The organism is Streptomyces sp. P9-2 (assembly GCF_051903975.1).
In the GTDB taxonomy this organism is placed as follows: domain Bacteria; phylum Actinomycetota; class Actinomycetes; order Streptomycetales; family Streptomycetaceae; genus Streptomyces; species Streptomyces cellulosae.
Genome location: NZ_CP192633.1, coordinates 2,000,557 through 2,018,026, shown reverse-complemented (window position 1 = coordinate 2,018,026; position 17,470 = coordinate 2,000,557). Strand labels below are relative to the sequence as shown.

At 70.3% G+C, this 17,470-nt stretch carries 18 protein-coding genes and 1 pseudogene; 13 read left to right on the top strand and 6 right to left on the bottom strand.

Annotated elements, in window-relative coordinates:
• Positions 1–20: 20 nt before the first annotated feature.
• The 8 genes and pseudogenes from ACQY0Z_RS09525 to ACQY0Z_RS09490 all read left to right on the top strand — a co-directional run bounded on the left by ACQY0Z_RS09525 (position 21) and on the right by ACQY0Z_RS09490 (position 5,487).
• Positions 21–335, top strand: a complete 315-nt coding sequence (locus ACQY0Z_RS09525) for a hypothetical protein (RefSeq protein WP_028959599.1) — start codon at positions 21–23, stop codon at positions 333–335.
• Positions 332–1,534 (top strand): putative T7SS-secreted protein, encoded by a 1,203-nt coding sequence (locus tag ACQY0Z_RS09520; protein WP_189896071.1) that lies wholly within the window; start codon positions 332–334, stop codon positions 1,532–1,534. Before ACQY0Z_RS09525 ends, ACQY0Z_RS09520 begins: the two co-directional genes overlap by 4 nt.
• A 12-nt stretch (positions 1,535–1,546) precedes the next feature.
• Positions 1,547–2,119, top strand: coding sequence for a hypothetical protein (locus tag ACQY0Z_RS09515; RefSeq protein ID WP_254587764.1), 573 nt, complete (start codon positions 1,547–1,549; stop codon positions 2,117–2,119).
• Positions 2,116–2,814 carry a hypothetical protein gene (locus tag ACQY0Z_RS09510; RefSeq protein WP_189896074.1) on the top strand — a complete coding sequence of 233 codons (699 nt, stop codon included), beginning with the start codon at positions 2,116–2,118 and terminating at the stop codon, positions 2,812–2,814. The genes ACQY0Z_RS09515 and ACQY0Z_RS09510 overlap by 4 nt, the downstream gene beginning before the upstream one ends.
• Positions 2,811–3,359, top strand: coding sequence for a hypothetical protein (locus ACQY0Z_RS09505; RefSeq protein ID WP_439812101.1), 549 nt, complete (start codon positions 2,811–2,813; stop codon positions 3,357–3,359). Before ACQY0Z_RS09510 ends, ACQY0Z_RS09505 begins: the two co-directional genes overlap by 4 nt.
• Before the next feature lie 229 nt (positions 3,360–3,588).
• A pseudogene (locus ACQY0Z_RS09500) lies at positions 3,589–4,195 on the top strand (serine/threonine protein kinase); the annotation flags it as partial.
• A gap of 462 nt (positions 4,196–4,657) precedes the next feature.
• Positions 4,658–5,158 carry a DUF6232 family protein gene (locus ACQY0Z_RS09495; RefSeq protein ID WP_028959594.1) on the top strand — a complete coding sequence of 167 codons (501 nt, stop codon included), beginning with the start codon at positions 4,658–4,660 and terminating at the stop codon, positions 5,156–5,158.
• On the top strand, positions 5,155–5,487 hold the full coding sequence (locus tag ACQY0Z_RS09490; protein WP_028959593.1) for a hypothetical protein: 333 nt from the start codon (positions 5,155–5,157) through the stop codon (positions 5,485–5,487). Before ACQY0Z_RS09495 ends, ACQY0Z_RS09490 begins: the two co-directional genes overlap by 4 nt.
• 65 nt (positions 5,488–5,552) lie before the next feature.
• Here the strand turns inward: ACQY0Z_RS09490 and ACQY0Z_RS09485 are convergent, their stop codons facing one another.
• The 3 genes from ACQY0Z_RS09485 to ACQY0Z_RS09475 all read right to left on the bottom strand — a co-directional run bounded on the left by ACQY0Z_RS09485 (position 5,553) and on the right by ACQY0Z_RS09475 (position 7,538).
• Positions 5,553–6,224: an enoyl-CoA hydratase-related protein gene (locus tag ACQY0Z_RS09485; RefSeq protein WP_439812100.1), complete on the bottom strand. Its 672-nt coding sequence runs from the start codon at positions 6,222–6,224 to the stop codon at positions 5,553–5,555.
• An 89-nt stretch (positions 6,225–6,313) separates the two neighbouring features.
• Positions 6,314–6,667: a hypothetical protein gene (locus tag ACQY0Z_RS09480; protein WP_019524133.1), complete on the bottom strand. Its 354-nt coding sequence runs from the start codon at positions 6,665–6,667 to the stop codon at positions 6,314–6,316.
• A 259-nt stretch (positions 6,668–6,926) separates the two neighbouring features.
• Complete coding sequence (locus ACQY0Z_RS09475; RefSeq protein ID WP_439812099.1) at positions 6,927–7,538, bottom strand: DUF4352 domain-containing protein; 612 nt, start codon at positions 7,536–7,538, stop codon at positions 6,927–6,929.
• 128 nt (positions 7,539–7,666) lie between these two features.
• Here ACQY0Z_RS09475 and ACQY0Z_RS09470 point away from each other — a divergent pair, with 128 nt between their 5' ends.
• The 3 genes from ACQY0Z_RS09470 to ACQY0Z_RS09460 all read left to right on the top strand — a co-directional run bounded on the left by ACQY0Z_RS09470 (position 7,667) and on the right by ACQY0Z_RS09460 (position 9,930).
• On the top strand, positions 7,667–8,353 hold the full coding sequence (locus ACQY0Z_RS09470) for a nucleotidyl transferase AbiEii/AbiGii toxin family protein (protein ID WP_439812098.1): 687 nt from the start codon (positions 7,667–7,669) through the stop codon (positions 8,351–8,353).
• An 89-nt stretch (positions 8,354–8,442) separates the two neighbouring features.
• On the top strand, positions 8,443–8,952 hold the full coding sequence (locus tag ACQY0Z_RS09465) for a glutathione peroxidase (RefSeq protein ID WP_254587768.1): 510 nt from the start codon (positions 8,443–8,445) through the stop codon (positions 8,950–8,952).
• Positions 8,953–9,039: 87 nt separating this feature from the next.
• On the top strand, positions 9,040–9,930 hold the full coding sequence (locus tag ACQY0Z_RS09460) for a MerR family transcriptional regulator (protein ID WP_439812097.1): 891 nt from the start codon (positions 9,040–9,042) through the stop codon (positions 9,928–9,930).
• A 188-nt stretch (positions 9,931–10,118) separates the two neighbouring features.
• Here ACQY0Z_RS09460 and ACQY0Z_RS09455 read toward each other — a convergent pair whose 3' ends face one another.
• The 3 genes from ACQY0Z_RS09455 to ACQY0Z_RS09445 form a co-directional block, all read right to left on the bottom strand.
• Positions 10,119–10,307, bottom strand: coding sequence for a DUF397 domain-containing protein (locus ACQY0Z_RS09455; protein WP_189896082.1), 189 nt, complete (start codon positions 10,305–10,307; stop codon positions 10,119–10,121).
• 225 nt (positions 10,308–10,532) lie between these two features.
• Complete coding sequence (locus tag ACQY0Z_RS09450; RefSeq protein ID WP_019524126.1) at positions 10,533–11,390, bottom strand: helix-turn-helix domain-containing protein; 858 nt, start codon at positions 11,388–11,390, stop codon at positions 10,533–10,535.
• A 329-nt stretch (positions 11,391–11,719) separates the two neighbouring features.
• Complete coding sequence (locus ACQY0Z_RS09445) at positions 11,720–12,475, bottom strand: GOLPH3/VPS74 family protein (protein ID WP_254587770.1); 756 nt, start codon at positions 12,473–12,475, stop codon at positions 11,720–11,722.
• Between the two features lie 223 nt (positions 12,476–12,698).
• On the opposite strand from ACQY0Z_RS09445, the gene ACQY0Z_RS09440 reads away from it, so the two are divergent.
• Both ACQY0Z_RS09440 and ACQY0Z_RS09435 read left to right on the top strand, forming a co-directional pair.
• Positions 12,699–15,245, top strand: a complete 2,547-nt coding sequence (locus ACQY0Z_RS09440) for a D-alanyl-D-alanine carboxypeptidase (protein ID WP_439812096.1) — start codon at positions 12,699–12,701, stop codon at positions 15,243–15,245.
• A gap of 134 nt (positions 15,246–15,379) precedes the next feature.
• Positions 15,380–17,278: an MFS transporter gene (locus ACQY0Z_RS09435; RefSeq protein ID WP_439812095.1), complete on the top strand. Its 1,899-nt coding sequence runs from the start codon at positions 15,380–15,382 to the stop codon at positions 17,276–17,278.
• Positions 17,279–17,470: the final 192 nt, after the last annotated feature.

Below are 17,470 nucleotides of genomic sequence, written 5' to 3'. Positions count from 1 at the left end.
ATCTTCATGGGAGATTCGGCGTGGCCGACAGGATGCAAGCGGACCTTGACATGATCAAGGACTGCTCAGACGCGCTCTTCCGTCTCCACAAGGAGTTCGACAAGCACGGCAACCCGGCCGACGGCTACGGCGACGAGTTGGGCAGCGACACGCTCCGGGACGTCTTCGACGATTTCTCCGACACCTGGGAGAAGAACCGCAAGAAGCTGATGAAGGACATCGAGAACCTGGCCAAGTTCACGCAGAACGCGGCCAAGTCCTACGACGGGCTCGACCACGAACTGGCCAACGCTCTGCGAGAGGCCAAGAAGAGCGGGAAGAAGGGGAAGAAGTGACAGCCCGCCCGAAGGACTGGTCGCCGCTGTACGACTCCGACCCCGTGCCCGGCGACCCCGACGAGGTGGCCAGGCTCGGCAAGAAGCTGCGTGCCATGGCCGACGAGATCGACAGGCAGGCCCGCAACATCAAGGCGCTGTCCTCGGTCGACGGCTGGAACAGTGAGGCCGGCCGGGCCTTTCATGAGACGGCGGGTGACACGGCGGGCCGGCTGAAGAAGGCGTACGACCGCTACGACGAGGCATCGGCCGCGCTCGGCACCAAGGTCATCGACGGGGAGAGCGAGGAGTACGCCAGCGAGCTGCACCGGGCGCAGCGTCTGGCGGACAAGGGTCTGCGGGAGTACCGGGACGCCGAGGCCGACTACAAGGCCGCCAACAAGGTGCTGGAGCCGCTCAACGGCAAGGTCCTGACCGGCGACGATGCGGTGACGCACAGCAAACAGCAGAAGAAGCACGACGATGCCGCGCAGCTCATGCTCGAAGCCGAAAAGAAGATCATGCGGGCGAAGACCATCCGCGATGAGGCTGCCCGTCGTGCGGCCAGGCGGATCAAGAACGTGATCCACCATGACGGGGTCCATGATCCCGGCGGCATCATGGACTGGATCGCAGATCATGCGGACTGGTTCTCTGCCGCGGCGACCGTCTTGGCGGTGGTCGCTCTGGGAGCCGCCATTGTCTTCTCCGGTGGTCTCTTGGCGCCGGTCATCGCAGGTTTGGCCTCGGTGGCCAGCGCTACAGCCCTGTCGGGACGCCTGTACGACGTCTTTGCACGAGGCGGGAAGTTCGACGCGCTGAAGATCGGCCTGGATGTCCTCGGGGTGTTCCCCGGGTTCGGTGCCCTGCGCGGTCTGACCGCGGCGGGCAAGGGCGGTCGCCTCCTGGCCGCGCAGAGGGGCATCTGGGAAGGCTTCACGAACGGCTTCGGCGTGAAGAGGATCAACGACGGGGTCAGGATCGCCTCCAGGATCCTCAAGAACAAAGGCATCACCAAGATCAAGCTGCCCGAAGAGGGGTTCAAGCCCGAGGTTGTGACCCGATACATCAAGGGGACCAGCCTGGGTCTCCTCATCGGCAAGGGCGTCAACAAGGTGACCGACCAGCTGTCCGAGCCAGAGAGCACCACCCGGTCTCTGAAGCCACGGACCACTCCCTCGTCGGCTTCCTTCCACGCCGCCCTGGCACCCGCAGCATAGGAGTAGACCGTCATGAGCAATCAACACGGCCTGGAGCTTGGGCAGTTCATGGGAGACGACGGCGGAGTCCACGACATGGTCCCCTCGTCCGTCATCGCCGCCGTCCCCGAGGCCAAAGCGGCAGCCGAGCGCTACGGCCGTGAAGTGCGCTTCGATTTCCTCGACGACCACTCCGTCCACTGGCTGCTGTTCCACCGCTGGGAGGACAACCGGAAGTGGCGCGTGCGCGGCTGCCTGGCCAGCATTCCCCTCTTCGTCTTCGCAGCGGGTGCCTGGCCGTTCTGGGACCTGGTGGCATCCCAGAAACCCCGCTCCTTCCAGATCGCCTTCATCTGCGCGCATACGCTGATCGTCCTCGGGATGATCGTCGGCCTGTATCTGTGGCGCCGCCCCAGCCTGCGTGACCCGTCGATGCGCAATGTGCGCATCCGGGCCCGCCGGTACCGTGAGATCGCAGGCATCGCACGCAGCGGCGGCGCCGACATCCCCGCCGCCTACCCCTACTACGGCATGTACGCCTCGTCCCGGAAGTTCTTCCCGGACGCCCCCGAACTGCCCACTCCCGATCAGGGACGGCCCGAGTGACCACCGTCCCCGAGCTCTCCGCACTGATCCCGTCTCAGCCCGCACCGGTCGCCGTCCGCTCCGACGACATCCACGTGCGATGGATGATGCCGGAGGGCTTCCACGACCTGCCCATCCACGAGACGGACCACGACCAGGCCGCGCGGCTCCTGGCAGAGCTGGCGGACAAGGCCCTCCCCGGTGTGTCGGAGGACGACAAGACCGCGTTCGCGGTCATGTGCGCGCTCGGCTTCGACGGGCTCCGGGCGGCCGGAGCGGAGTACGCCGGTGTCTGTGTGACGGCCGTGGACGGGACGCCTTGCTCCGCCACGGTGTTCGCGACCCTGGTGGACAGCCCAGATGCGGCAGACGTCGCCGGCGCAGCACGGAACATCGCATCAAGCCTCCGCCGGGTTGCGGCCGGAGAGGTCTCCGAGATCGAACTCCCCTGCGGCCTCGCCGTGTCCTGCATCGGTACCCAGCAGCCGCAGCTCCCAGGCGAACTCACCGAGACGGGCGAGAGCCTGCCGTTTCCGACGGCGTTCATCCGCGTCTACGTTCCCCTCCCCAACGGCACGACTCTGGTCATGGAGATGGGGACACCCACGATGGAGGGCTGGGACCTCTTCTCCACGATGTTCGGCAACACCGTCAGCAGCATCCGCCTCTACAACGCCAACGGCTCTGCGCTGATCACCTCCGGGACCACGCCATGACCACCGCCGAGGCGCCGCCATCGGACTACCGGCTCCTCGTTCCCCGCGACTGGTTCCGTGTCGACCTCACCCACGAGCGGTGGCGCCGCCAGCTGAAGACGTTCGTCGACAAGCAGTCCGCGGGTAGCGGTGCCTCCGCCGAGGTCACCCGGCGCATCTGGGAGACGCTGCGGAACACCGCCGAACTCGGGCTAGTACAGAGCGCGTTGCAATTCTTCCTCAAAACCGAATCGCCGGACGGTGCAGCCGTACCGGCTTCGCTCCTGATCGCGATGGCGCCCTCCCCGCGTGGGCTGGCCCCGCAGGCAGTCGACTTCGCTCACGCCCTGGTACAGCGAGTCGATCCAGGTACGAGGGTGGATACTGTCGAACTGCCTGCTGGGGAGACGGTCCGTGCGCTCACGGAGACGACCATGGACTTCCATGTCCGCATGCCTGGCGAAGTCGGTTACCTGCATCTCGCGTTCTCCATGCCGCTGAGCGGCACGGATGGCCCCATGGGCGATCTCTGTGACGCCATAGCGCACTCCCTCCGCTGGGTCTGACACGAGGACGTGGCGGCCTGATGCTCGAGAGGTCGCGCGGTTGCTGACTGTGCGACCTCATCAGCGCCTGGCCCCAGCTCGGGCTCGGCGGTCAGTTCGTGCGAGTGTTCGACAAATGCGGCCCTATGTAGCCGACGATCACTTTGCCCGTGGTGCCGGCTGTGTCGTCGTAGACGCAACAGAGCGGCCCCGAAGGGAAGCGGCTACTTCCCTTCGGGGCCTGAGCCGACTGATTGGCGCGGCCCCACCGGTGCCCGTCCCCGCCCGGCTGCGCGAGGAGATCAAGGAGGCGTACGCCCACTCCGACGCCCTGCTGGAGGAGGAGCGGTTCGCGCAGGCCGCCGAGGTGCTCGGCGAGGTCATCGAACCCGCCGCCCTCGCCCTCGGCTCCGAGAGCAAGCAGGTCCTGTCGCTGCGCCGCCAGCGAGCGGCCATCCGCCTCCTAGGCGGTGACTACCGGGCCGCCCTGCCCGAGTTCGACGCCCTCACCGACGCCTACACCCGTATCGCCGGGCCGACCAGCGAGCAGGCCCGCGCCCAGGCGGCCCGTTGCCGCGCCGAACTCGGCCAGGTCACCGACGCGCTGGCCGCGCTCCAGGCCGTGCTGAACGTCGTGCGGGCTGTCGGCAGCGACGTGAGCGAGGAGGCCGTGGAGCTGCGGCACAACATCGGGATGCAGTTGCCCGCCCAGGGCCGGACCGCCGAGGCGCGGCAGGTTCTCGAACCGCTCCGCCAGGACCTTGTGCATGGTGTTCGGCCCGGAGGACGAGATGACCGTCGAGATCGCCGAGGCGCTCGTCGTGATCCGCCTCGACCTCGACGGTTCGGCTTCCTGACCCGCTTCCTGCAGAAGCAGCATCGCCAGAACCGTGCTGCTCCGCGGCCGAGGGTTTCGCGACGGTCACGTCGCCGGACGGTTCAGCGCTCACCGGTGTCGCCGCCAGGCCAGTGGTGCCACCGGCCGTCTTCCGATCCTCTGGCGACAGGTCCACGGCGTCTGGTCTTCCACTTGCCGTGGGCTTGCCGGTCAAATGTCGGCCTGCCGCCCGGCGCGAGCGTACCTGCGTGCCGTCGGTCGGAGATTCCTTTAGCACGAACAGCCCCGTCGTGATCAGTGATGCGCGATGTCGCCCCCTCATCACACTTCCCTGGCGGCGCCTGCCTTTATTTGCCTTCTTTTGGGCGCGCAAAACAACCCTCCCCATATTCGGGCGACAAAACCAGGAATCCCCGCACATATCCAGACCCCCTTCGCTAGTCTTCGCAGCTCAGTGTCCAAAAGCTGACAGGAGGGTCCTGTGGCGGCCCAAGTAACCATCAATGAGGGCGTGCTGTGGGTGGGGGGCGAGGCTTATCCTCTGCGTAACATCTCCCACGTCGGCCAGCGCATGGTAGAGGTCGACAAGGGTGCGGCGTGGAAGGAATTCTTCGTCCGTACCCTCGTCTGGCTGTTCTTCGGTGGCATTTTCGCCGCCATTGTGGACGTCGTAGGCGTCATTCTTTTCCTCGGCGTCCAGGCCTTTCTGGTGTGGAGGCTGGTCAACGCCCTGCAGAGGCCGCCGGTGTACGGACTCGTCCTCAACACCTCCGGTACTCAGCGCGAGGCCATCTGGTCCACCCGGCAGGAGGAAATTCACCAGCTGATCCACGAGATCACCAAGGCGATCGGCAACCCCGACATCGCCCAGATGATCATCAACGTGGAGCACGCGGTGGGCGGCGACCTCATCAAGCAGTACGGCTCGGGCAGCATCGGCAAGGCACAGCACAGCGGCAGCGGGGGCATCCAGGCGTCATGAGCGGGGACCAGATCCAGCAGTACGGGGCGGGCAGCATCGGCAAGGCCGAGCACACCGGATCCGGGGACATCGTGGCCGGCGGCAAGAACGTCGGCGTGGCGGAAGCGGGGCCCGCGTTGCAGGCCCTGCTCGCCGAGATCGAGCGGCTGCGGCCGCACTTGGACACCGCGGACCAGGCGGAGGTGGACGCCGCCGCCGGCGCCATCGCCCAGGAGACCTCCGCGGAACGCCGGCGTTCGCTCGTGCAGCGCATCTCCGGCATCGCCGCCCTCGTCGGCGAGGTGGGCCTGCCGGTCGTCACGGCCGCGAAGGCCCTGCTGGCCGGTTGAGAGCACCCAGGGAAAGACCCCGGACCGGTAACGGTCCGGGGTCTTTCCGTACGGACGAAAGGCCGTCAGCCCAGCGGATTCGTCGTGTCCCTCAGCGTCGTCAAGACGTCGGTGTACAGGCGGGACTTGATCGTGCCCAGCGTGTTGCCCGCCTTGCCGGACAGGGACTCGGCCAGCGCCACCGCCGTCGTACGGACCTCCGCCTCCGGGACCGCCCGGTCCACGATCGACGCCGCCGCCGCGTCCTCACCCCCGTACCGCCGTGCCGTCGTCATCGCCTCGTGCGCCGTCTGCGGGGTCAGGCGGGCGCGGATGAGGCCGGACATGCCCGGGGTGAACGGGATGTCGATGTCCGCCTCCGGGAGGCACCAGTAGCCGCGGTCCGCGCGCATCACGCGGAAGTCGTGGGCCAGCGACAGCATCGCCCCGGCCGCGAACGTGTGGCCCTGGAGCGCGGCGACCGTGATCACCGGCAGCGACAGCATCCGCGCGAACAGTTCGTGCACCGAGACCACGTAGTCGTGGTAGTGGTCCGCGTTGGCGAACAGCCACTCCAGGTCCAGGCCGTTGGACCAGAACTTGCCCGTCGCCGCCGTCACCAGGGCGCGCGGGCCCTCCGCCTTCTCCACCTCGTCGAGCGCGGCCCCGACCGCGGCGATCCAGTCGGGGTGGAAGCGGTTCTCGCCGTCTCCCAGGTCGAGGACGAAGACGTTCTCGTGGCGGTCCAGCGTGGGCATGGCGGCGCTCCGTTCACCTGTGGCCTACTCGTCAGTAACTTAAGGGCCGGGCACAGGGAACGCAAGACTCCGGAGCATGCCCGCGTGCGTCAGGAGTAACTGAAGTCGCCCACCGTCCAGGCGCTGACGTCCTCGATCGCCACCCGGTACATGCCGCCCGTCTCCGGGACGCCGACCGTGCCCTGGATGATGCGGGCCACATGGAAGTGGAGGTGGGTGGGCGGGCCTTCCCGCTTCACCGGGGCGTCGAAGACGGAGGCGAACTCGGCGAGCTGTTCCGAGTCCTTCAGCACCTCCGCGACCCTCTTCCGCCACACGGATTCGGGAGCCAGCCGGCCGGTGATGACGGCACCACCGGTGACCACGGTCAGAGACATCTGGCTGCTCTGCCCCGATTCCACGCGGGCGGCGATGTCTACGATCAGCTCGTCGGGCTTCACCATGGGCCGGATTCTATGCGGGGGCGCTCCCCGGCGCGCCGCCCGCTGTCCGGGACACGACCCCCGCACCCCTCTGACCTGCCCGGACAAGGTGAGGGTTGTCCAGGACAAGCCCTTCCCCGTTGATCCCGGCCGCCGCCGTTCGGCAAGGTCGAGGGTGTCAGCGGGGGATCGGGCCGCGGCGAGGGGGAGACCGCGGCCCGCACCGCCGCCGCGGGCCCGCGCACACACGGCGCCCGACTGACGCGCCGGGCGTCCGGCCTCAGGACACGTCCACGCGTACCGGGTCGCCCAGCAGCCCGTCGGTGTAGGCCACGTACTTCGGGGTGAAGGTGCCCTTGCCGGTGACGGTGCCGGAGATGTTCTCGCCCGGGGCGAGGTCCACCGTGTCGATCTCCTCCTCGTCCACGCCGAGTTCCACCGTGTGCTTGGTGCCGTCGGTGTCGGTGATCGTGAAGTACAGCGGGTTCACGCCCACCTCGTCGTCGCCGTCGTTGACGACGGTGACCAGCACGCTGGTGTAGTCGCTGCCGTCGGCCAGGATGCTCTTGCTGAACTCCGCGCGCTCCGCGGTGAGCTTCACCGGGCCGCCGCCGCCCTGCTCGGACGTCTCCTTCGCCCCGGCGGAGGCGCTGACGGAGGACTCGGCGGCCGTGTTCCCGCCGTCGTCGGAGTCGCCGCCGCTCGCCGACAGGGCGGCGATGAGGACGACGAGGCCGAGGACGCCCGCACAGCCGAAGCCCGCGAAGGTGAGGAATCGGCCCCTCCTCGGGGGCGGCGGGGGCGGTGTGCCGTGGAAGCCGTACCCCGGAGGCTGCGGGTACGGCTGCTGGTTCGGGTACGGCTGCTGGTTCGGGTCATTGGGCTGGGTCACGGTGCTGCATCCCTCTTACGTCGTTCGCTTCGTGCGCGTAGGTGACCCACGAGGTATGCGACCAGTTGCCCACTACCGGACGTATTCACCCGATCGTGGTGAAGCGTCCCCGCCGCGATAATCGGGGCATGACCTCACCTCCTCTCGGCGTGGACGCCGTGCACGAGCGGCTCGCGGGCGATCTGCTCGCCGTCGGGGCGCCGTACGGCCTGGTGCTGGCCGGCGGGGAGGCCGTACGGGCGCACGGGCTGGTGGACGCCCGGGTCAGCGAGGGGATGGATCTGGCCACCGAGCACCCCGCGGGCATGGCGGAGATCGCCGGGGCGGTGCGGGCGGGGCTGGAGGAACGCGGGTGGCCCGTCGAGGCGCCGGTGGTCGATCCGCTGGCGGCGCGGCTGGTGGTGGGGGACGAGGAGACCGGGGTGCGGTGTCGGGTCGACCTGCGCAAGGAGGTGCTCTGGCGGCCGCCGGTGAGCACAGCGGCCGGTCCCGCGCTGTCGCTGGAGGACCTGGTCGGTACGCGGGTGCGGGCGCTGGCGGACCGGGGGCTGCCGCGTGACCTGGTGGACGTGCACGCGGCCGCGGACCGGTGGAGTCCGGCCGAGCTGGAGGAGCTGGGGCGCCGGCACGCGCCCGACACCTTCGACCTGGCCGAGCTGCAGTCCCGGCTGACCGGCACGGAGTGGCTCGACGACCGCGAGTTCCGCGCGCACGGGCTGGACACGCCGCAGCTCGAGGAGCTGCGGCGCTGGGCGCTGGGCTGGGCGGACGACATCGCGGAGCGGCTGGTGGAGGGCGGGGCCCCCGAGGAGTAGACCCGCGGTCCGCCTCCCCGGCCGGGGAACGGTGCATTCCCGTCAGGGTGCCCGGCCGGGCTCCGGCGGCCGGAGCTAGGGTCGGCCCCATGACGACTACCGAGAACAACAGCGCCTCGCCGCTCGCCGTCGAGGTCGGCGCCCTCACCGGCGGTCCGGCCGACCTGTCCCAGTACGCGGGCCGTGCCGTGCTCGTCGTGAACGTGGCCTCCAAGTGCGGGCTGACACCGCAGTACGAGGGTCTGGAGCGGCTGCACGAGCGGTACGCGGAGCGCGGGTTCACCGTGCTCGGCGTGCCCTGCAACCAGTTCCTCGGGCAGGAGCCGGGCTCCGCCGAGGAGATCGCGGAGTTCTGCTCGGCGACGTACGGGGTGACGTTCCCGATGACCGAGAAGGTCGAGGTGAACGGGGACGGCCGGCACCCGCTGTACGAGCGTCTTGTGGGTTTCGCCGACGCCGAGGGGCACAGCGGGGACATCCGCTGGAACTTCGAGAAGTTCCTCGTCGGCCGGGACGGCGCCGTCGTGGCCCGTTTCTCCCCGCAGACCGAGCCGGAGTCGGCGGAGGTCGTGGCGGCCGTGGAGAAGGCCCTCGGCTGAGCCCTGGCCCTACCCGTCGACGTGCCCGTTGACCTTGCCCTTGGGTCAAGGGCGAGGGTCTGCGTCACCGGGCGGACGGACCGCCCGGTGACGGAGAATGTCGACGTGGACGAGGAACTGCTCTCCATCGGGGCGTTCGCGGCCCGCAGCCGCCTGTCGGCGAAGGCCCTGCGCCTGTACGACCGGCTGGGGCTGCTGGCGCCGGCCCGGGTCGACGCGGACACCGGCTACCGGTACTACCGGGCGGACCAGGTCGAACAGGCCCGGCTGGTGGCGCTGTTGCGGCAGCTGGACATGCCGCTGGCGCGGATCGCCGAGGTGGTGGACGCGGGCGACGGGACGGCGCGGGCGCGCCGGCTGGACGCGTACTGGGCCGAGGTCGAGGCGCGCCACGCCTCGCAGCGGACGCTCGCCGACTATCTCCGTGGACGGTTGTCGGGGAGGAGCCTCGAGATGTACGGGAAGTTCACGGTGGAGACGGTGGACGTGCCGGAGCAGGTGGTGATCACCGAGTCGCGGCACATCCTGGCGGACGAGCTGCCGGCGTGGATCGGCGCGTCGCTGGGACGGCTGGAGGAGGGCGCCCGCGCCTGCGGCGGGGTGTCCGGGTCGCCGTTCGTCGTCTACCACTCCGAGGTGTCGGTGGAGAGCGACGGGCCGGCGGAGGCGTGCGTGCCGATCGCCGACGAGGCGGCGGCCCGTGCCTGGGCCGAGGAGCGGGGCCGGGCGCGCGGGACGACGGTACGGGTGGAGCCGGCGAGGCGGCTGGCCCGCACCCGGATCACCAAGGCGCAGGTCGCGCACCCGCAGATCCTGGCCGCCTTTGAGGCGGTGGAGGCGTGGATGCGGGAGCAGGGGCTGACGTACGCGGGACCGTGCCGTGAGATCTACTTCGCGGACTGGGACGCGGCGGGTCCGGAGGACCCGGTGTGCGACGTCGCCTTCCCGGTCGCGGAGGCCGAGTCCACGGCGGTCTGAGGCGACTTCCGCGGTCACGGGGCCGGTCGCGGGGGTTCGCGGCCGGTCCTGCCTCTTCCGGTGGGGCGGGCCGGGGTTCGGGGCCGTGCGCCGGGAGTGGGGCGCGAGCCGGCCCTCTCGGCAAGGACGGCGGACTCGTCGAGAGGGCCTGTCGGTGGGGCTGCTGCCTGCGCCGGAGGACGCGGGGACTACTTGACCGAGGCCACGAAAGCGTTCCACGCGTCGGCCGGGAACGCCAGCTTCGGACCCTCGGGGATCTTGGTGTCCCCGAGCTCCAGCGCCTCTCCGGTGGTCGACCTGACCATCACGCACGCGCCGTTGTTGTTGGTGTAGGAGGACGTCGTCCACGTTTCCGTGGCGCCCAGACGAATTGCCATGTTCGCTCCGTAGCCAGATGCTGAGTTGCTGTCACCGGCCTGCGCATTCCGGCGTGGACCGCAGAACGGATTGCGCCAACCGTCGGTGCTGGTTGGCGTGATCGACGCTACTCGTCACCCTCGGCGTCCGGAGGTGTCGTTCACTCGACCGGATGGCATATTCCGGGCGGGACTTCCAGTCGTACACGTCGTCCGTGTATCATCCGCCGCTTCCGCAACGGGAGTTCAGCGCGCGTACTCCTTGGCGAGCCGCTCCACCAGCCGCCGCGACTGCTCCACGTTCAGCGACTGCGCCCTCAGGTGCTCGTACATCACCGTGTACTTCTGCACGTCGTGCGGCTTCTCCAGGTACAGGTCGCTGGTGACGCCCTCGATGTAGACCACGCTGGAGTCGGCCGCGTCGGCGAACTCCAGGATGGAGTACTGGCCGTTGATGCCCGCGTGCGCGCCGACCTCGAACGGCAGCACCTGCACGGTGACGTGCGGCAACTGGCTCAGCTCCAGGACGTGCTCGAGCTGTTCGCGCATCACCTGGCGGCTGCCGACGACCCGGTGCAGCGCGGCCTCGTCGAGCACCACCCACAGCCGCAGCGGGTCCTGTTCGGCGGTGATCCGGCTCTGCCGGCGCAGCCGCACCTCCACCCGCTTGTCGTTCTCCTGCTCGGTGGACTCCGGCGAGCCTCCCTGCACGATCGCCTCGGCGTACGGGCGGGTCTGCAGCAGGCCGGTGATGATCTGCGGTTCGTACACCCGCAGCGACTCCGCGTCCGTCTCCAGGCCGATGTAGACGCTGTACGGGATGTCGCCGAAGGCGTGCCACCAGCCCTGCTGGCGGGAGTCCTTGGCCATCTGCATCAGCGAGTCGACGATCCGCTGGTCCTCGACCTCGTACACCCCGCACAGGTCGCGCACGTCGCGCTGGCTGATGCTGCGGCGGCCGTTCTCCAGCCGGCTGATCTTCGACTGCGACACCAGCAGCCGCTCCGCGACCTCCTCGGCGGTCATGCCCTTCAGCTCACGGAGCCGGCGCAGCTCCTGGCCGAGCCGGCGCCGCCGGACGGTGGGATTGACATTGGACGCCACGGGACGTGCACCTCCGGCTGCGTGCCTCGTACTTGCACTGTGGACCTGGACTTCGTCGTGCCACTGTGTGTGTCTGCTCGATGACTCGACGACTCGTTGAGCAGACTGCCACCAATCTGCGTACTACCGCTGGGAAATGGTGGATATACGACCGGTACACGCCGGCTCACGGCCGGGGGGCCGTGAGTTCGGTGTGCCCTCGGGCACGCCGAGCGGGGCGGAGAGAGCCCGTGTGTTCTCTCCGCCCCGCTCGGACAGCGGCTCCCGTGACCGGGTCTGCGGTGCCGTGGATCCGGGGTGCGCCCCGCCGAGCCCGGGGGACGTACGGCTCAGTGGGCGGCTGCGCGTGCCATGGATCCTCGGCGTGGTTGCGCCGGAACGCCGCGGGCGGGCTCCGGTGCGCCCCTGCCGCCGGGGGCCTGCCGGCCCGCCGGTGGTGCGGAGCTACGGCGCGGCTGGGCCGCGACGCCGTTCTGGACGTCCATCACCGCGTGTGCGACGAGTCCGCCCATGGGGTCGTGCCGGATCAGGTCCCGCAGCCGGGAGCGCGAGGACCGGCCCTCGTTCCCCGGGTACAGGTGCTTGCCGAGGCCGACCGCGTGCGCCAGCGCGGCGAGCGCCGCGGTCCGCGGGTCCGGCGGCACGCCGGTGCGGATCGCGGAGTCCAGCCGGGCCCTGATCTCCCGGCTGATCTCGGTGTCGGTCGCCTGGTAACGGGTCGTCGGCAAGACCCCGCACATCTGGCCGGCCACGGCGTGCACCATGCCGCACCGCTCCAGATGCGAGAGGTAGGTCTGGCGGAGCCCGAGTCGGGGCCCGCCGATCCAGTGGACGGCCCGCACGGGAGCGCCACGCCGTCGCAGCAACTCCAGTGCGCTGTCCAGTGTTGGGTCTCCAGTCGGCCGTGGTACGACCACGGCGATACGATCCCCGTCTGGGGCTATCCGTCCGGCCAGCGCCAGCTCCACTAGCTGTGCTCCGGCCAGACCGAGGTCGAGCGACTGCGGCTGTGCAGTGGTACCCGTGGCCGGGTCCAGTGCCAGCAGCAGAAGCTCCTCCGGAAGTGTTCTGCGGCTCCTGCCCATCCATGCCTCCCCGCGTGGATGAATGACAGGGTGACCCCTCTCACATTGGTCTGTCGAGGGTGCGTGACCGGTTCGTAGTGGAACCGGTAGGTATGTCGTTCTCGTCTACCACGTGGGGTAAGCCCGCACACAGGACACTGGTACATGGTTCGGACAGCGCTTCGGAGCGATGTCACGGGCGGGCGGTTCACGGTTCGGTTGGCGCACGCGGGACGTGCGGCACATGGAGGAGGCATCGGTGGCGGGCGAGTCCCCCGACAGGTCGAAGCAGCGCGAGTCGTCGGCAGAACAGACGTCGGGGAGCGCCGGGCCGGTTCCCGAGAAGCAGGATCCCCGCCTTGCGGTCGCCCGTGGGGCGGGTGACGCGAAGGACGGCCGGAAGGCCGACACGGCTACGCGCGTGCTGTCGGTGCCGCAGGCTTCCAAGGGGCCTGACGCCGATGCCTCCGCCGGCGCCGAGGGCGCGGAGGCGGGTGACGGGCGTCTGCGGGAGGCCGTCGCGGCGTGGGTGCGGTCGGCCGAACCTGGGTCCGAGGCTTCCTCGGAGGCTCCTGAGGGCGCCTCCGGCGTCGGGGAGGACGAGGGGGCCGAGGAGGGCGTCGAGTCCGCCCAGAGCGGCGAGAACGGCGGTGAGGGGGCTCGCGGGGGCGGTGCGGCCGACAAGGACGCGGGTGCGGCCAAGGACGCGGGTGCGGCCGGTGACGTGACGGAGGACGCCGCCCCGTCCGAGGACGCCGACCGGGGTGACGCCCCTGAGGGCGAGGCCGACGACGCCACGACCGACGGGCCCAAGCCCGCCGACGGCAAGGCGGACGCCAAGGACGACGGCGAGGGCGCCGTCACGGCCAACGATGTCGAGGGCGCCGACAAGGCCGGCGACGCCAAGGGCGATGCCGGGACCGACGGTGGCGAGCGCGACGAGAACGGCGCCGACCCCGAGGCCGACGGCAGGACCTCCGCCGGCGCCGGTAAGACCGCCGGCGCCACCGGTGACGCCACGACCGACGATGGCAAGAGCGCCGGTAAGGCCGCCGCCGGCGCCGCAGTCACGGCCAAGGCCGCCGCTGACGCCGGTAAGGGCGACGGCGAGGCCACCGCCAAGGACGGCGACGGCAAGGCCGACGGCGGCACGGGCACCGGCACGACCGCCGACGCCGAGCCCGGCGAAACCGCCCCCGGCGCCGAGGGCGACGACGAGACCCCCGGTGACAAGTCCGACGGCGACACCGACTCCCCCGTCGATCAGCCCACCGCCGTCTTCCGGGCCCCCCGCCCCTCCAAGCCCTCCGTCGATCAGCCCACCACCATGCTCAAGCTGGGCGACGCGGCCGCCCGGGCCGCCGAGGCCGAGCGGACCAGCAAGTTCGTCGCGTTGAAGCCCGACCCCGCCATAAGGCAGACCCCGCGTCAGGACGGGCCCGCCGCGGCGGAGTCGACGACGTTCCTGCCGCAGGTGGGTCCGGAGCGGACGACGCAGCAGCCGTTGCCGCCGAAGCCGCCGCTGGACCTGCTGGCCGAGCTGACCAACACCCCGCCGCCCCCGCAGACCCCGCTGCGGACGGCCGTGCGGCGGATCAAGATCTGGACGCCGCTGGTCGTCCTGCTGGTGATCGTCTTCGCGGTCGTGCAGAACTTCCGTCCGCTGCCGACGCCCACGCTGGTGCTGACCGCGCAGGACACGTACACGTTCGAGGGCGGCAAGCCGCAGATCCCGTGGCCGGAGAACGGCCAGGCCGCGCTGGACGTCGACGGCATCGGCACCTTCGGCTCGTCCGGCGAGCAGAAGCCCGTGCCGATCGCGAGCGTCGCCAAGGTGATGACCGCGTACGTGATCCTGCGTGACCACCCCCTGAAGAGCGGTGCCGAGGGTCCGAAGATCGAGGTCGACGCGCTCGCCGAGCAGCAGTCGGACGCCGGGCAGGAGTCGACGGTGAACGTCACCAAGGGCGACGCGATCAGTGAGCGGGAGGCCGTCGAGGCGATCCTCATCGCGTCCGCGAACAACGTGGCGCGGCTGCTGGCCCGCTGGGACGCCGGCTCGGAGGAGGCGTTCGTCGAGAAGATGAACGAGGCCGCCGAGGACCTCGGGATGTCGGACACGACGTACACCGACCCGTCGGGCCTGAACAACACCACCGTGAGCACCGCCGTGGACCAGGTGAAGCTGGCCCGGGCGGCGATGCAGCAGCCCGCGTTCCGCGAGGTCGCCGCGATGATGGAGTACACCGACTACAAGGGCGAGAAGCACGGCAACTGGAACCGTCTGGTCGGCAAGGACGACGTGGTCGGCATCAAGACCGGCACCACCACCTCCGCGCTGGGCAACCTGTCGTTCGCGGCGAAGAAGGACGTCGACGGCGAGGTGCACCGGATCGTCGGCGCGGTGCTGCGCCAGCCGGAGGGCGGCGAGGACCACACGATCCTGTCGGGCGCCCTGGACGCCGGGCACAAGCTGATCCTGGCCGGCCAGGACGCGCTGCGGGCGGAGACCATCCTGAAGAAGGGCACGGTCGTCGGGTACGCGGACGACGGTCTCGGCGGCCACACCCCGGTCGTCGTCACCGAGGACGTCAAGGCCGTCGGCTGGGCGGGGCTCGAGGTGAAGCTGACGTTCGCCGGTACGGAGCTGCCGCACACGGCCCGGGCCGGGACGAAGGTCGGCACGCTCACCGTGGGTGACGGCAAGAACGGCGCCGTCAAGGTGCCGGTCGCGCTGAAGGAGGACCTCGTGGAGCCCGGCTTCACGGACAAGCTGACCCGCGTCGCCTGATCCGGCGGCGGATCGACGACGGCCGCACCCCGCGGACCGCCGCCCACCCGGGCGGACGGTCCGCGGGGTGCGTGCTAGCGTCACGAAACGGGCAGGAAACGGGCGAAGAACGGGATCACGGGGAGTGCCGACAGGTGGCGACAGCGGAGCCGACACGCGCCGACGACGCGAACCCGGGCCCGGGAGCCGGCCCGCGAATACCCGCATCCGGAGCGGAGCGGTCACAGGCGGACGCCTCCCAGGAGGACGCCCCGAAGGGGGGCGCCCCTCAGGGTGACTCCCCCCGGAGCGACCAGGGCCGTGCGAAGGCCGCCGTCCTCGCCGTGCGCGCCCGCAGGCTGCGCCACCCCGTGCTGTCCGTCACCGCGCTGTCCGGGCTGCTGCACGTCGTCTGGTTCTTCACCTTCGCGAACAGCGGCGGCGACCTCGCCGCGCAGGACGCGTGGGCCGAGTTCGTGGGCCGGCACCCTGACTCCGCGTACAACCTCGCCTGGTACGGCGGGATGCACCCGGTGTCGTACAGCGTGGTGTCGCCGTACCTGATGTCGGTGCTCGGCGTGCGGACCACGATGATGATCGCCGGCACGGTGTCGGCGGGTCTGCTGACGTTGGTGCTCATGCGCAGCCGGTCCGTGCGCAACCCCCTGTGGGCGGCGCTGGCGGGCGTGTTCGCGCTGCTGTGCAACGCCGCCTCCGGCCGGGTGACGTACGGGCTGGGCACGATGTTCGCGCTCGGCGCGGTCGCGGTCGTCTTCTGCTGGCCGTACCGGTGGCGGTACAAGCGCTGGGCGAAGGCGCTGTGCGCGGCCCCGCTGGCGGCGCTCGCGACGATGGCCTCGCCGGTCGCCGGCCTGTTCGTGGGACTGGTGGCGGTGGCGCTGTTCCTGCAGAAGCGCCGGCCGGGCGCCTGGGCGCTGGGGCTCGCGCCGAGCGCGGTGGTCGCGGTGTCGGCGTGGCTGTTCCCGTTCTCCGGCACGCAGCCGATGGGCTTCGGCTCGGTCGTGCTGCCGTTCGCGTACTCGGTGCTGGTGTACGTCCTGGCGCCGAAGGACTGGAAGACGGTCCGGATCACCGCGGCGGTGTACGGGCTCGGCGTGGTGCTGGTCTGGCTGATCAGCTCGCAGATCGGGTCGAACATGACCCGGCTCGCGATGCTGTTCGGCGGTGTGGTGCTGGTGGCGGCGCTGCCGTTCGCCGAGCCCCGCTCCCTCAAGTGGTACGCGCTGGTCGTCGCCGTCGTCGGCTTCAACTGCTGGATCGGTGTGAAGTCGGTCAACGACGTGGTGAACACGACGCCCGCCGCGTCCTGGGCGCGTGAGCTGGCGCCGCTGGTGAACGAGCTCCAGGAGGTCGGCGCCGAGCAGGGCCGGGTGGAGGTCGTCCCGGCCCGCTCGCACCGCGAGGCGTCCGCGCTGGCGCCGTACGTGAACCTGGCGCGCGGCTGGAACCGCCAGGCCGACATGGAGCGCAACCCGCTCTTCTACGACGACACCCTCAACGCGGCCAACTACCACGAGTGGCTGAAGCGCTGGGGCGTGCACTACGTGGTGCTGCCGAAGGACGAGCCGGACGGCGACGGCGGCCAGCGCGAGCGGGAGCTGGTGCAGCAGGGCCTGCCGTATCTGAAGCAGGTCTGGGGCGACGCGAACTGGCAGCTGTTCGAGGTGCGGGCGCCGACCCCGCTGGCGGAGCCGAACACGGTCGTGGAGCGCGCCGAGCAGGGCGAGTGGACGCTGCGGGTGGAGAAGCCGGGCCGGATCCTGATCCGGGTGCCGTACTCGCCGTGGCTGGGCCTGGTCGACGCCGAGGGCAAGGCGCTGGACCCGCCGCAGGAGACGGAGGAGTCCGAGAACCGCCCCGAGGGCGAGCCGAAGTCGTACGAGAACGTGCACGGCTGCCTGATGGAGACGGAGGAGGACGCCAACGGCGACAAGTGGACGATGCTGCTGGCGCCCGAGGCGGGGACGTACCGCCTGGCGGCCCCGTACAAGTGGGGCGAGCGGGGCACGCCGTGTCCGGAGGAGATGCGCTGAGGCCGGCCCCGGGGAGGGTTCCCCGGGGCTTCTTCATGTCGCCATTCTGTTCAGATCACTGAACGACGGTCAGCAAGGCGAACGTTTTTGCCTGGTCTTGACCGACCGTTTTCTTGTCGTGCTCCCGCCACAGTGCCCACGATGAGCGGGCACTTCGCACCCTTCCTCGTTCCTGCCCCGCTCAGGCGAAGT